The sequence below is a fragment of the Erwinia persicina NBRC 102418 genome (assembly GCF_001571305.1).
GTDB lineage: Bacteria > Pseudomonadota > Gammaproteobacteria > Enterobacterales > Enterobacteriaceae > Erwinia > Erwinia persicina.
Map to the genome: position 1 here is coordinate 1 of NZ_BCTN01000008.1, position 14,978 is coordinate 14,978.

12 protein-coding genes are annotated in these 14,978 nt (G+C 55.9%); 2 read left to right on the forward strand and 10 right to left on the reverse strand.

Annotation, left to right across the window (positions count from 1 at the left end; all coding sequences use genetic code 11):
- The first annotated feature begins 247 nt into the window (after positions 1 to 247).
- On the forward strand, positions 248 to 1,549 hold the full coding sequence (locus tag EPE01S_RS10270) for an MFS transporter (RefSeq protein ID WP_062744546.1): 1,302 nt from the start codon (positions 248 to 250) through the stop codon (positions 1,547 to 1,549).
- Here the strand turns inward: EPE01S_RS10270 and EPE01S_RS10275 are convergent, their stop codons facing one another.
- The 5 genes from EPE01S_RS10275 to trxC form a co-directional block, all read right to left on the reverse strand.
- Entirely contained in the window at positions 1,550 to 1,870 is a 321-nt protein-coding gene (locus EPE01S_RS10275; protein ID WP_062744547.1) for a YfiM family lipoprotein, read from the reverse strand.
- Positions 1,871 to 1,929: 59 nt separating this feature from the next.
- Entirely contained in the window at positions 1,930 to 3,285 is a 1,356-nt protein-coding gene (pssA, locus tag EPE01S_RS10280; RefSeq protein WP_062744548.1) for a CDP-diacylglycerol--serine O-phosphatidyltransferase, read from the reverse strand.
- A 99-nt stretch (positions 3,286 to 3,384) separates the two neighbouring features.
- Positions 3,385 to 6,054: a bifunctional acetate--CoA ligase family protein/GNAT family N-acetyltransferase gene (locus EPE01S_RS10285; RefSeq protein ID WP_062744549.1), complete on the reverse strand. Its 2,670-nt coding sequence runs from the start codon at positions 6,052 to 6,054 to the stop codon at positions 3,385 to 3,387.
- Between the two features lie 93 nt (positions 6,055 to 6,147).
- A complete protein-coding gene (locus EPE01S_RS10290; RefSeq protein WP_062744550.1) occupies positions 6,148 to 6,861 on the reverse strand; it encodes a tRNA-uridine aminocarboxypropyltransferase in 714 nt (237 codons plus the stop codon).
- A 64-nt stretch (positions 6,862 to 6,925) separates the two neighbouring features.
- Entirely contained in the window at positions 6,926 to 7,345 is a 420-nt protein-coding gene (trxC, locus tag EPE01S_RS10295) for a thioredoxin TrxC (protein ID WP_062744551.1), read from the reverse strand.
- 234 nt (positions 7,346 to 7,579) lie between these two features.
- On the opposite strand from trxC, the gene EPE01S_RS10300 reads away from it, so the two are divergent.
- Positions 7,580 to 8,620 (forward strand): tRNA/rRNA methyltransferase, encoded by a 1,041-nt coding sequence (locus tag EPE01S_RS10300; RefSeq protein ID WP_062744552.1) that lies wholly within the window; start codon positions 7,580 to 7,582, stop codon positions 8,618 to 8,620.
- A 57-nt stretch (positions 8,621 to 8,677) separates the two neighbouring features.
- Here EPE01S_RS10300 and emrB read toward each other — a convergent pair whose 3' ends face one another.
- The 5 genes from emrB to proX form a co-directional block, all read right to left on the reverse strand.
- On the reverse strand, positions 8,678 to 10,213 hold the full coding sequence (gene emrB / locus EPE01S_RS10305) for a multidrug efflux MFS transporter permease subunit EmrB (RefSeq protein ID WP_062744553.1): 1,536 nt from the start codon (positions 10,211 to 10,213) through the stop codon (positions 8,678 to 8,680).
- Between the two features lie 17 nt (positions 10,214 to 10,230).
- Complete coding sequence (emrA, locus tag EPE01S_RS10310; protein WP_062744554.1) at positions 10,231 to 11,403, reverse strand: multidrug efflux MFS transporter periplasmic adaptor subunit EmrA; 1,173 nt, start codon at positions 11,401 to 11,403, stop codon at positions 10,231 to 10,233.
- A gap of 168 nt (positions 11,404 to 11,571) precedes the next feature.
- Positions 11,572 to 12,102 (reverse strand): transcriptional repressor MprA, encoded by a 531-nt coding sequence (gene mprA / locus EPE01S_RS10315; protein ID WP_062744555.1) that lies wholly within the window; start codon positions 12,100 to 12,102, stop codon positions 11,572 to 11,574.
- 473 nt (positions 12,103 to 12,575) lie between these two features.
- Complete coding sequence (locus EPE01S_RS10325; RefSeq protein WP_062744557.1) at positions 12,576 to 13,760, reverse strand: MFS transporter; 1,185 nt, start codon at positions 13,758 to 13,760, stop codon at positions 12,576 to 12,578.
- Positions 13,761 to 13,982: 222 nt separating this feature from the next.
- Positions 13,983 to 14,978, reverse strand: a complete 996-nt coding sequence (gene proX, locus EPE01S_RS10330) for a glycine betaine/L-proline ABC transporter substrate-binding protein ProX (protein ID WP_062744558.1) — start codon at positions 14,976 to 14,978, stop codon at positions 13,983 to 13,985.

A 14,978-nucleotide genomic window follows, 5' to 3' on the forward strand; every position in this document is an offset into this window, starting at 1 on the left:
CCCCGCGAAAAATCGGCCAATCCCCCCTGTGTGCGCTTTTTAATCGCCAAATTCGGAATTTCCTGCCTGTTTGCAGCGTGTTCCCTGATATGACCCCGCTATTCCTTATGCAATAATCCATGCTGACTCACAAAATTAACAATCCATCCTTATAAAACAATTTCATAACAAAACAGCATTTGAGTTAATTGATATCTATACTCTTTGGCGCTTGTTCAAAGCAAGGAAAGAACTCACGAGGTTATTAATGGCAGAGTCCATCACTGAAAATAATTTGCACGCGACAGCGTCAATGACTACTCGTCAACGTGTCTGGGCCATCGTAGGGGCGTCCTCCGGTAATCTGGTCGAATGGTTCGACTTCTATGTTTATTCATTCTGCTCGCTGTACTTCGCTCATATCTTCTTCCCCAGCGGTAATGCGACAACGCAGCTGCTCCAGACGGCGGGGGTGTTCGCCGCCGGTTTCCTGATGCGCCCTATTGGTGGCTGGCTGTTTGGCTATATTGGTGACAGGCACGGGCGTAAAAGCTCCATGCTAATTTCAGTCTGTATGATGTGCTTTGGATCGCTGGTGATCGCCTGTTTGCCTGGGTATGAGACGATAGGGGTCTGGGCGCCGGCTCTGCTTTTGCTGGCCCGATTGTTTCAGGGGCTGTCGGTAGGCGGGGAATATGGTACCAGTGCGACCTACATGAGCGAAGTGGCGGTAGAAGGGCGAAAGGGATTTTATGCGTCATTTCAGTATGTGACATTGATAGGTGGCCAGCTGATGGCGCTGCTGACCGTCGTTGTGTTGCAGCAGCTCCTTTCTGACGAAGAACTGCGTTCCTGGGGCTGGCGGATACCCTTTGCGCTGGGTGCTGTGCTGGCCGTGGTCGCACTCTATTTACGTCGTTCCCTGAATGAAACCTCCGATAAAATCACGCGCAGCCATAAAGATGCCGGCTCACTGAAAGGACTGTGGAAACACCGGCGTGCCTTTATCATGGTACTGGGCTTTACCGCTGGCGGGTCGTTGAGCTTTTACACCTTTACGACGTATATGCAGAAATATCTGGTGAACACTGCCGGTATGGATCATAAAGCCGCCAGCGGTCTGATGACCGGCGCGCTGTTTATTTTTATGCTGCTGCAGCCATTTTTTGGTGCGCTATCAGATAAGATCGGACGGCGTAACTCCATGTTGATCTTCGGGGGACTGGCTGCGGTCTGTACCGTACCGATCCTGACCCTGTTGCAGAGCGTGACGAGTCCGGCAGCCGCTTTTATGCTGGTCATGCTGGCGCTGGTGATCACCAGTTTCTACACCTCGATCAGCGGGATCCTTAAGGCGGAAATGTTCCCACCGGAGGTGCGGGCGCTGGGCGTGGGGCTGTCTTATGCCGTGGCAAACGCGCTGTTTGGCGGATCGGCGGAATATGTGGCGCTGTCGCTGAAGGCGGCTGGTAGCGAAACCAGTTTCTTCTGGTATGTCTCTGGAATGGGGGCCATTGCTTTCCTGGTTTCGCTGATGCTGCACCGACACGGCAAAGGGTTAAAACTGTAACTAACGGTCCAGATTCCATAATGCATAGCCGGTGGCAGCACCGGCTACATCCCAGCTGAAATCTTTCCAGCTCCAGCCACTTCCTCTTTCCCTGCTGTCGAACAGTTCTTTCGCCGCCCCCAGGCCGATCGCGAACATGAGCCCGACGCTGCCGCTGCGGTCTTTGTGCCAGTTCTGACGTTCACCATAGGCATTACCGGCGGCGGAAAGAAAGGCGGAGGAGATAAAGTGCTGGGCTTTATCACGCCCGGTCCAGTCATCCTGCGCCATATGAGTACAGCCACTGCAAATGACGATAACGGCCAGCAGGCAGGTGCGCATAAATACTCCATAAAAAAGCCCCGACATTGCGGGGCCAGTAAAGGGAGTATAGCTGCTGATTAAAGAATACGACTGATGAGCCGGTCAATACGGATGCGGCGAAGCCGGCGGATGAGTTTCCGCACTTTCACCGGGTAGTCAGCGATACTTTCCAGATCGTGAAAATGCTCTACCGTTGTCGTATGTTGGCGGATCAGCGCCAGTTCACGGTCGCGCTGCTCCGTCAGCTGCTGAAGCGGATCGTGGATCAGGACAGCATTTTCCAGGTCCAGTCGCCATGCACGGGGGTTCAGGTTATTACCCGTCACCATCATCCACTCGTCATCCACCCACAGTCCTTTCAGATGGTAGCTGTTTTCGCCATCTTTCCACAGGCGTACCGTCAGCTGGCCGCTGTTGACGTAATACTGCAGTCGGCTGAGGAAGCGGCGCAGGTTAATTTCGTACAGGTAGGGCAGTGCGCCGATGATTTTAAACGGCTGGTCTTCAGGGATATAGAAGTCGTTGGCGGTTTTATCGCCCACGATAATCTCCACCTCTTTCCCCTGACGCAGCAGATAGATAATGTTACGAACCAGGATGGCGGGCAGATTGAAATACGGCGTACAGATAGTCAGTTTCTGCTCGGCGCAGGGCATCAGGTGGAAGATCGTTTTGTTCAGCAGGCTGCGCTTGCCAAGACCGACCAGCGGGGTAACGGCCAGTTCTTCGTTGTTGGCATCGCCGTCAAACTGGTAATCAAAGCCACGCAAATCCTGACGGAACTGGCGGGTTTCATTCTTGATTTCCGGACTTTTGGGGCGCTCATGCTGATCAAGCCGATTGACGGCTTCCGCCTGAATGAGATTGGTTTCAATCCAGTCGAACATCGTATCAGCCAGGGTACGGTTGCCGATCAGCTGGTAACGGTCATAGCGGTAACGCTCATGCTGGTGCAGATAAACGTCATTGAAGCTGGCCCCGGTATAGAAAACGGTGTCGTCAATAATCGACCCTTTCAGGTGCAGCACACCGAGCGCTTCCCGCGTGTTGACCGGAATACCATACACCGGGATCGCCAGCCCGGGATGACGGGCGGCCATATCACAGTACCAGTCCGCGTTAGTGGCACAGGCTGCTGCGCCGATGCGTCCGCGCTGGGCACGGTGCCAGTCAACGAGGACACGAATGTCCAGTTCCGGACGCTGCTGTTTTGCCGCGTAGAGCGCAGAGAGGATCGCCTGGCCACCCTCATCATTTTCCAGATAAAGAGCCACTATGCAGATGCGCCGGGTCGCCGACGCAATGCTTTTCAGCAGCGTCTCGCGAAAATCCGCCGGGGAATACAGCGTGGTGAAATCAGCAACTGACTGAGCTATTTTAGGCAGTTGCGCAAGGTGCTGTTGGTGTTTATTACGCTTAAATTTTGACAACATCACAGTGCGTTTCTTCTCTGTTCATAGAATGGCCTTTTGCCATAAAATCAGGACCCTAACCGCGAATAATACCATTAGTTGGTTCTGATAGTATCAGATTTACTTTTCGGCTCCGATCGGGTCACTTTGCAGATGCAGTGAGAGCCCGACAATGCCGTCTTCCATCTGGACGTCAACGGCAAACCCCAGCTTACGTGCCAGGGTCACCATACCTCTGTTGTTCGGCATAGTGATACCGTTCAGCTGTTGCAGGCCGTGCTGTCGGGTATAGATAATCATCTTCTCCAGCAATCGCCGGCCCAGGCCAAGCCCTTTCAGATCCGAGCGCACCAGCACTGAGAATTCTGCATCAATATTGTCGGCATCAGAGATGGCGCGCGTCACGCCAATAATCTCATCCTGACCCTTATGCTGGCGCACGGCGACGATCGCCATTTCCCGATCGTAGTCGATCTGCGTCATGTTCGCCAAATCATCGTGGGTGAACTCATTGATCTCACTGAAATAGCGGTAATAAAGATCTTCTTTCGTCACCTGAGCAATGAATCGCTGCAATAAGGGCTCATCCTCTGGCAGGATGGGGCGGAAAAGGCACTGCTGGCCATTTTTCAACTGTACGGCTTCTTCCAGCTCGTGAGGGTAGGGGCGTATTGCCAGCCGCGCTTCGGCATCACCGTGGAATGCCGCCAGCTGCAACGTCACATCCAGCAGCGTAAAATCCTCATGACTCGCCAGCAGCGGATGGATATCCAGCCGGACGATCTCCGGGCAGTCAACGATCAGGTTTGACACCTGAACCAGCACCTGGCTCAGGCCAACAATATCCAGCGGATGAAGTGCGCTGCGGCCACGAATTTTTCCCTGCTTGATCGCCTGGATCACCAGATAGCGCGCCAGGGTCATATTCAGCGGCGGCAGGGCGATGACCGCCTGACGGTCAGCGTGCCAGGTGACCCCGCCTTCCCCCAGCATGATCACCGGTCCGAAGAGCGGATCCTGCTCCACCACAACCCGCAGTTCCTGGGCCCCGGCGCGGTTCGCCATACTCTGTACCAGCAAACCGTGAATGCGCGCCTGCGGCCAGGCCATTTTTACGCGGTCAAAAATGGCATTGGCCGCCTGCTCTACCTCGTCTGGCGTGCGCAGATACAGCATAACGCCCTGGACCTCTGATTTATGAGGTATATCCGGTGAACGGAGCTTCAGCGCGACAGGATAGCCAATCTGCCCGGCAATATGCACGGCCTCCGTGCTGTCACTGGCAATCCAGGTCGGCAGCGTGCTCAGACCGTAGGCCTGCAGAATGGGCTGCACCTCATGCGTGTCCAGTGATGTGGCACCGTCCTGCAGCGCCTGGTGGATCAGGCGGTGTGCGTCCGCCGTATTGGCGGTCAGGTTCGCGGGTAGCGCGGGAGTTTCACGCAGCTGCTTCTGGTTACGCCGGTACGCCACCATGTGCATAAAGGCGGTTACGGTGCCTTCCGGTGTTCGGTAGGTTGGGACACCAGCATCATTAAACAGACGGCGGGCTTCCAGTGAAGAGTACTCTCCACACCAGTTGGTCAGCAGCGTAAGCTGTTTGCCCCGTGGATGCTGTTTCACCAGGGCAATGATGTGTTGGGCGGTGAGCGTTGGCGGCGCTGCCGCACTGGGGGCGTGGATAATCAGAATGGCATCCAGGTCGTGGCTGTCCAGCAGTAATGTCAGCGCCGCTAAATAGCGTGCCGGGGTGGCATCATCTTTCAAATCCAGCGGGTTGCCCGGGGTGACACTGTCTGGCAGCTGTGCGCCCAGTTCAGTAAGTAAAGGCTCACTTAACGTGGCGAGCTTGCCATTGCGGGCATAGAGCGCATCCAGCGCCAACGCAGCCGGCGCCGCCCCGTTACTGATAATCATCAGTCGCTCTCCGCGCAGCGGACGCATATGACTGAGGGTTTCTACCGCTGAGAACAGTTCATGGGTATCCTGCACGCGTAACAGTCCAGCCCGCTGGATAGCGGCATCCCACGCAGCATCCATCCCGCCGTGAGTTTTCAGCAATAGCTGGGCCTGAGGACTGCGACCACTTTTAATGACCAGAATAGGCTTATTACGGGAGGCACTGCGGGCTGCAGAGACAAAACGGCGCGCATCGCTGAGATGCTCCAGGTAAAGCAGAATAGCGCTGGTTTTGCCATCGCGAGCCAGGAAGTCCAGCAGGTCGTCGGCATCAATATCCAGGCTGTCACCGAGCGCAATAAACCATGAGAAGCCCAGCTGACGCTGTTGCGCCCAGTCGAGGATGGTGTTAGAAACGGCGGCTGACTGGGAAATAAAGGCCAGTTTACCTGGCGTTATGGGGACTGGCGAGAAGCTGGCATTCAGCCCCTGCCACGGTGCCAGCAGGCCCAGGCTGTTAGGCCCCAACAGGCGGATTTGCCAGCGGCTGGCGCAGGCCTTCAGCGCTGCCAGTTGGTCGTCAGGCGCTGAGAGAATAATGCAGGCCTTGCATCCGCGCTCCCCCAGCGCCGTAAGCAGCTCAAGATTACGTCTGGCATGGGTGCAGATAATCGCGAGGTCGGGAGACAGCGGCAAACTGGGAATGTCCGGCCAGGCCAGCACGCCGCATACGGCCTGGTATTTGGGCGTGACGGGAAGAACCGGGCCGCTGAAGCCACCGGCCAGCAGATTCCGCATCATCAGATACCCGGCTCGCTCAGGCCGGGTGGAGGCACCGATTACCGCAATGGATTTCGGTTTCAGCAGGGCTTCTAATCCACGTTGACTCATCTCCGCTCCCTTCGAATATCACCCGGTCATGCTGGCGGGTAAAGTAGTTTGAGTCTACTCCGGGTCTGCCGGAGATGCTGGCCGGGCTGTCAGTTACTTGATCACTGACAGAATTTCATCATCACTTTCAGCCATCTGCTGCGGATGATGGGGTTTTCCTGCGAGATAGCGCTGACGAAAGAGATCAAAATGGCGGAACAGGGCTTCACCGGCCGCGACATCGCCGGCCTGCAGCAGCAGCTCGGCGGCGACCTCGGCCGTGCAGTGCTGACCTTCGGCGTGCGCCACGCGTAACTGATAATTGGAGGGGCGGGTCAGGTTCAGTGACATCACGGGCAGGTTATCCAGCCAGGGACTTTTACGGAACATTTTGCGGGCTTCAGTCCAGGTGCCGTCCAGCATGATAAACAGCGGAGGCTTGCCGTTGACGGGGGGCGAATTCAGTACCGGCCTGCCGGCATCGGCATAGGATGCCGGGAACACCACCACCGGCTGATAATGCGGATTGCGGACTGCCTCCAGCAGAGCTGGATCGGGCTCGGTGCGTGACCAGCCAAACGCCAGCGTATCTGGCAGAATATCGGCAATCAGTCTGCCGGTATTGCTGGGTTTCATCGGTTCGCTGTCAAACATCACCAGGCAAAAACGGCTGCGGGCTGCCTGGGGAGCAAGGGTGTCGCACAGGCAGTTTTTTTGCGGCAACAGGCAACGCTGGCAGCGCGTAATGCGGTTACCACGGGCAAGAAAAGGGCGAGTGGCACGGGCCAGACGTGCGGCACGTAGCAACAGAACAGCGTTATCGTTCATCAGCAGTCATCAACAGAAAAACGCTATTCTAACGGATTAACGCCGGGCATGCCCGGCGTGATGCTTACAGATTTTCGTCCAGCCAGGCTTCAAACGGTGCTTTCGGCATCGCGCCGTTCAGCATGTCGGCCATCTCGCCCTGCTTAAAGATCATAATGGTCGGAATACTGCGGATACGGAAGCGGGCGCTCAGCTCCGGTTCAGCTTCGGTATTAACTTTCAGGAAGCGGATGCTGCCGTTACGCTCCTGTGCCACCGACTCATACACCGGGGCGAAGTTAACGCAGGGGCCACACCACGGCGCCCAGAAGTCGATCACGACCGGCAGATCGTCCTGCAGATATTTATCCAGCGTCGCCGCTGTCGCATTGACCACATGGCCATCAAACAGCTCGTGACCGCAACGGCCGCATTTTGCGCCGTCAGTCAGCCGCTCGGCAGGCACGCGGTTGGTTGCCTGGCAGGATGCACAAACCGTATTCATTATTCACCTCAGTTCAGGAGTAAGTGATTACTTACTGCAATTCTCAGTAAATCAGCCCACATTATGCGGGCGGGGAATGAGGCTAACAACGCGATTTGTTCAATGGGTATAATAGGTAATGTCTCATAACGATGTTGCGGATAAACGGCTACGGGCTTTTATTGGAAGTTGATAGCTAAGTGCTGCCACATCAGGTAATCTGCGCGCTTCGCGCTCAGGCCAGGTGGAGGAAAAATGAACGACGAATTTAAAGGTAAGAGCGGCAAGGTCAAAGTGATGTATGTCCGCGGTGATGACGAGAGCAGCAACAAGGGCGGGAATCCCCGTACCGGTAAAGGTGCTCCACGTCCACAGGACGGCGCACGCCGTCCATCACGTAATGCAGACAGCAAGCCACGTGGCGGGCGCGATCGCGACGAAGGGCATTCTGACTCTCCGTGGCGTACCGTTTCCCGTGCGCCGAACGCTGCCCCCGCAGCTGACGATAAGCCGGATCACGGTGGCATCAGCGGTAAAAGCTACATCGATCCAGAGCAGATACGCCGCCAGCGTATGGAAGAGACGCGTGTGTATGGCGAAAATGCCTGCCAGGCACTGTTCCAGAGCCGCCCGGAAAGTATCGTACGTGCCTGGTTTATCCAGAGCGTCACGCCTCGTTTCCGCGAAGCTCTGAAATATATGGCAGCTAACCGTAAGGCTTACCACACCGTGGATGAAGCCGAGCTGCAGAAAGCCTCAGGAACGGAACACCACGGTGGTGTTTGCTTCCTGATCAAAAAGCGTGTCGGAATGCCAGTAAGCCAGTGGCTGTCAACGGCGGGTGAAAAAGACTGCGTGCTGGCGCTGGAAGACATCGGCAACCCGCACAACCTGGGCGGTATCATGCGCAGCTGTGCGCACTTCGGTGTGCAGGGATTGCTGGTGGATGATGCCTCCATGCTGGAGTCGGGCGCCGCTGTGCGTACCGCAGAAGGCGGTGCTGAACACGTTCAGGCGATTAGCGGTGAAAATTTTGCTGCCGGTCTGAGCGCGTTCCGTAAGGCGGGTTACACCATTGTGACCACGTCCAGCCATAAAGGGGTTCCACTGTCTCGTGCAGAACTGCCGGCTAAAATGGTGCTGGTACTGGGGCAGGAGCGTGATGGTCTGTCAGACAGCACCTTCGATCAGGGCGACCTGAGCGTCTCAATTGGTGGTACGGGGAAAGTGGAAAGCCTTAACGTTTCCGTGGCAACCGGTGTACTGCTGGCCGAATGGTGGCGTCAAAACGCCTGACAGGGCACTGAATAAAAAGGGCGACCGCTGGGGTCGCCCTTTTTTTATACCTGCTATTTAATGGGCACCGCCGCCGCCGCCGCCCGCACCAAACGGTGGCCGGGCAAACCACACCAGAACCAGCAGCAACAGGAACACGCCAGCCGAGGCCCAGAAGATCTCATTGGCTGAGATAATCAGCCCCTGATTGGTGATCTGCTGCGCCAGGTATGCCGAGGCCTGATCGTGAGTCATCCCCATCTGTTCCAGCTTCGCATACATCTGTTGCGAATTGGTGCTGTAGGGCGTTACGGACTCCGTCAGATGGGCGTGATGCAGCGACTCGCGATCGCTCCACATGGTGGTGGTGATCGAGGTACCAATCGAACCCGCCAGCGTTCGGGTAAAGTTCGACAGGCTCGATGCCGCCGCCAGGCGTTCCGGTGGCAGCCCTGACAGAGTGATGGTGGTCAGTGGCATAAAGAAGCAGGCCACGGCGAAGCCCTGGATAAACTGCGGCCAGGCTGATGCAGCAAAATCCATCCCCGGTTCAAAGGTATAGGCGCGCCAGTAGAAGCACACTGCATACATAATAAAGCTGAAGGTCACCAGCCGTCGCATATCCAGCTTGTGCGCGAAGCGGCCGATAATTGGCGACAGGATCACCGGGATAATCCCCACCGGCGCAGAGGCCAGCCCCGCCCAAGTGGCGGTGTAACCATACACCTCCTGCAACAGCTGCGGCAGCAGGACAATAGAGCCGAAGTAGAGCATATAGGCGAGGCTGATCGACAGGCAACCGATGGTGAAATTACGCGATTTAAACAGCGACAAATCCACGATCGGGTGATCGTCGGTTAACTCCCACACCAGTAGCACCACCAGGGCTACGACGGCTATCACCGTTAATGTAATGATTTCATTGGAGCTGAACCAGTCGAGCTCTTTCCCGCGATCCAGCATGACCTGAAGGCAGCCAATGCCGACGACCAGCAGGACCAGGCCCACGGTGTCGATGGGGCGGATGACGGTTTCGGTTTCGCGGTTGCGCAGTGTCTGCAGGGCCAGGATTACCACCACCACGCCGATGGGCACGTTGATGAAGAAGATCCATCCCCAGTGATAATTATCGCTAATCCAGCCGCCGAGGATCGGGCCGCAGATCGGTGCGACGATCACCGTCATTGCCCACAGGGAAAGCGCCACGCTGCGCTTAGCCGGGGGATAGTTATTTAACAGCAGGCTCTGTGACAGCGGGATCAGCGGGCCAGCGACGATCCCCTGGATCACGCGGAAGAAGATCAGCATGGTCAGGCTTTCGGACATGCCGCACAGCCATGAGGCGGCGGCAAACGCCACCGTCGACCACATAAACAGCTTCACTTCCCCAAAACGCTTGGCCAGCCAGCCGGTGATCGGGATCGAAATGGCGTTTGCCACGCCAAATGAGGTGATCACCCATGTGCCCTGAGAGTTAGAGGCCCCCAGGTTGCCGGCAATGGTCGGTATTGCCACGTTAGCAATCGTGGAATCCAGCACCTGCATAAAAGTAGCCAGCGACAGCGCAATGGTCATCAGAACCAGCTGCGTGCCTTCAAGCGGTTTACGTGCCATAACAGTCTCCCGCCGTGTTAACCGGCATTGGCACGGATGATTTCGGCAATCAGCTGGTTCGCTGGTGTCAGATCCCGGGCCAGTGCATCACTCTCATAGGCTGGTTTGCTGCGCACGCTGGTGGCCAGCACGGCCCCTTCGCTGTTGCTGGTATCCACTTTCACCAGCGTCGACAGGCCGATGCGCAGCGGATGTTTGGCTACTTCCTGCGGGTCGAGTTCAATACGCACCGGCAGGCGCTGAACGACTTTGATCCAGTTCCCGGTGGCATTTTGCGCCGGTAGCAGAGAGAAGACGCTGCCCGTACCCATATCAAGGCCGACGACTTTGCCGTGGTACACCACATCATCCCCGTAGATATCACTGACTACGGTAGCCGGCTGACCAATACGCACGCCAGCCAGCTGGGTCTCTTTGAAGTTGGCATCCACCCAGAGATTCGTTGCCGGCACGATCGCCAGCAGCGGCGTAGTGGTGCCAATCTGTGAGCCAACCTGAACGCTGCGGCGTGAGACGTAGCCATCGATCGGACTGATGACCTCGGTACGCTGTAATGCCAGCCAGGCATCACGCAGGGCGGCGGCATTCTGTTTCACGGCGGGCTGGTTTTCCAGCGAGGTATCCAGAATCATCGCCTGGTTGGCATTGTACTGCTGAGTTGCCACATCAAGCTGTGCTTTGGCAGTAGCCACCGCATCACGGGCATGTTGCAGATCTTCTCTACCAATCAGGTTTGACGCGCCCAGCGGTTCGCGACGGCGCAAATCTGCCTGCGCCTGTTCAAGTGCCGTCTTTTGCAGCGCGATAGTTGCCTGATACTGTTTACCGTTAATAATCAGCTGGTGCGTCTGACGTACGCTGGTGGCCAGGGCCGTCTGCGCTTTTTCAAACGCCTGTTCGGCATCGGTGCGATCCAGCGTGACCAGTACGTCGCCTTTTTTCACGAAGTCCGTATCGTCGAACCAGACTTTATTCACACTCCCGGCGACCTGAGCCATGACCTGCGCCTGGTTTCCGGCAACGTAAGCATCATCCGTTTCCTGAAAGTGGCGTAAAACCAGGAACCAGTAAGCCGCCCAGCCCACACCAATAATAACGAACACGATAGCCAGAAAAATCAGAGCTTTTTTGCGCGTCTTTTTCTTGTTTTTTGGCTGCTGCGGGTCTTGTGTTACCGCGCTTTCACTCATGACTTTCTCCTGATCTTCTTGCCAACGGGCCCGCTGTCCTCCCTGAATGGCGGACGCCCGAGTCTAAAATGCCAGCGTTATTAGCGCTGGCATGAATGTATTTCCAGGGGCTTAAAGTAGCGATTTCCAGTTAACGGTGTGTCGCACAATATGCTATTAGTGGAACAACTATCTGGAAAGAGACGCAACGACCTCTTCTTCGTCCATTTTATCGAGGCGAGTCAGAAGCTTACGGGTGATACCTTCCAGCTGTGATTTTTCTGAGCTACTCAGCGCAGACCACAACAGCTGCAGACACTGATGCTGAGGGGGGAGAAGCTGGCGCAGAAATTCATGCCCTTTAGGGGTTAAATGTAAATGCAGACAGCGGCGGTCGTTATCGCTCTCACGGCGTTCAATCCAGCCACGTTTTTCCAGCTCATCGGCTATACGCGTCGCATTCGTTCGCGAGGATCCCAGGGCGGCGCTCAGTTCTGATGGCTGAATGCTGTGATTTTCCTGCGCATCCAGCGTGATCAGTGCCATAAACAGCGTTTCGTTAATCCCCTGCGCCTTCAGCATTTTATTGCGGTTATCCAGCAACTTACTTTGCATATGCATACAAAGGCGGGTCAGCATGATCTCCTGTAAAGGGAAATCCTTCTGGCGATTAGCACGAAAATTCAGCATCTGTTCAATGGGCGAAAACGAACTTTCCATTATAAAGGAACCTCACTAGTTGCAACTGGTATAATAACGGTAATGACTATTAAAGTGAAAGCACTTCTTACAGCCGGTGAATTTTTCACGATGCTGTAGCCATCATCAGTAGTTTCCGGATCATTCCATAACCCAGCGCGCTCAACAGCACCGTCAACACGGGCTGTGCGTCAATTCGAAGAGAAAAGAGGCCTGAAGCAGACAGGGCTTCGGACGGGTTCAAACCGGACGGGCTGGCATTGACCCTGCTCAGGCAGCCGGTAACGTCAGGCTGGGTGGCAGGCGGACTTTGATGCCAGCGGAGACAGGCCAGATTGTTATGCTCAACCATGAGCGGGTGCGACTCTGCTGTTACTGTATAATTTCATCTGAAAACATAACCAACCTGAATAAATTGCGCCTAACCTTACCAGAGTACGAAATGTCTTAACAGGCGACTGTCGCTGAAAAAACTTCATTTTTAATGCGAAAAATCAATGCGCCCTGGCCTCATGATGCTGACTTCGCCACCAGCTGAATAGATTAACGACGGTTAACAGAGAACCGGCGGCACAGACGCCATACCAGCCTGCTGCCTGATAGGCTGAGGCAGAGAGCAGTGAGCCCAACGCGCCACCAATAAAGTAACTGGTCATATAACCGGAGGTCAGACGGTTACGCGCTTCCGGCATATGACGGTAAATGACGCTTTGATTAGTAATATGCACCCCCTGTACGGCGAGGTCGAGTAGGATAATCCCGATAATCAGCGCCACCAGAGAGTGGGCCCCGAGCGCGGTCATTCCCCATGACGCCAGCAGAATAAGCAGCCCGATGCTGGTCGTCAGACGGGCCTTTCCTTTATCAGCCAGCGCCCCGGCCTGGCGGGCCGCGAGTGCCCCGGCAGCACCAACCAGACCGAGCAGGCCGATTTCGCCCTCTGAATAGTTCCACTCTGGCGATGACAGTAAAAACGCCATAGAGGTCCAGAGTACGCTGAAGTTAGCAAAGATCAGGCTGCCGGTAATGGCCCTCGTGCGCAGAACAGGGTGCCGGGCATAGAGGCTGAAGACAGACCCCAGCAACTGACCATAATTTAGCGGCACCGACTGTTTTAAACGTGGCAGCCAGCGCCAGAGAGCAAGGGCCATCAGCACCATCATCACGCTGGCGACCCAGTACACCGTCCGCCAGCCGCCAAGCTGTGCCAGGCCACCCGCCACGGTACGTGCCAGCAGGATCCCCAGCAGCAGGCCGCTCATGACCGTCCCCACCACTTTGCCGCGCTTCTCCGGAGCCGCAAGCGTGGCGGCCAGCGGGACAAGGATCTGTGCCACGACGGAGAATAATCCGGTCAGCACGGTGCCCAGCAGCAGTAATGGCAGCGATGACGAAAGCGCGATAATGACCATACCGCCCGCAGCCAGCAGGCTCATTGATACGATCAGCCCCCGCCGCTCCAGCATATCGCCCAGCGGAACCAGCAGAAGTAGCCCGGCCGCATAGCCCAGCTGTGCCGTGGTGACGATAAACCCGGCCTGATGAAATGACAGCGAAAAGGTGTGTGCAATGGTCGCCAGCAGGGGCTGAACATAATAGTTACAGGCCACGGAGAGACCGGTGGCGATTGACATCAGGGCGACGAGGGCAGGGTTCAGACCAGGATGGGGGGATTTCATAACAACCCATATGAGTGTGAGAATTGTCTTATTGGCTAATAATAACCCAAATAACTATTTCACTCACATGATTATTGACAGGACAAACCAGTTCAGCACCGGGCTACGCTGTGCTGCCTGATAAGAAAAGGGCCGACCAGAAAAGAAGGCCGACCCTGCACGCGTCTTAGCGCGACGAAAACAGCGGGGGCCACCGTGGTAACGGCTGCCCCGGGCGGGGAATTACTGACCCGCCGCCAGCGCGTCTTTCACCCAGCCGTCAAACTGTGCCTGGTGCGCTTTGATCCAGCCGTCAACGTGAGCATTGATATCCGCTTCGGAAGACTGACCCTGATGCATACGTGAGTTCTGGGCATTGATGTCCGTGATCGGCAGCTTCATTTCAGAGAACAGCTTGGCCGCCGCCGGATTTTTCTCCGCCCAGGCTTTATTGGCGACAATGTGCATGGTGTTGACCGGGAAGCCATAATTAGCGCCGTTTGGCAGCTTGGTATCCACGTCTTTCTGCTCGCCAGGCATCGACGAGAACGGCACCTGCAGCCAGACCACGTCGCGTCCCGGCACCATCACATCACTCACCCAGTAAGGCGTCCAGGTATAGTAGAGCACTGGCTTACCTTCTTTGAAGCGGGTAATGGTATCTGCAATCATCGCGGAGTAATTCCCCTGATTGTGCTCTACGCTTTTGCTCAAATCGAAGGCATTAATCTGGTGGTTAATCACGGCTTCACAGCCCCAGCCTGGGGTACAGCCTGTCAGGTCTGCTTTACCGTCACCATTGGTATCAAAGAGCTTCGCCAGCTTGGGATCTTTCAATTGCTCAATATTGGTGATGTGGTATTTCTCAGCGGTTTTTTTATCGATCAGATAACCCTGTGCGGCGCCCTGCACATACGTCCCCTGACGATAGAGTTTGGCATCGCCGCCGGAGGCTTTGTACATATCATCATGCAGTGGCTGCCAGTTCACCGCGGTGAAGGTGGCATCACCCGACGCCAGGGAGGTGTAACCCACGTTGTAGTCAACTTCGCTGGGTGCCTCGACGGTATATCCCAGTTTTTCCAGCGCGCGGCTGACCAGCAGTGTCTGGAAAGTTTCTTCTGTAATGGTGCTTTGTACTGGCTTCACCGTAATGCCTTTACCCGGCAGATCGGCGGCGGAAACCTGAGCAGCGGCCAGCGTAGTGAACGCGGCGGCCAGCAGTGTCATTTTTCTCAT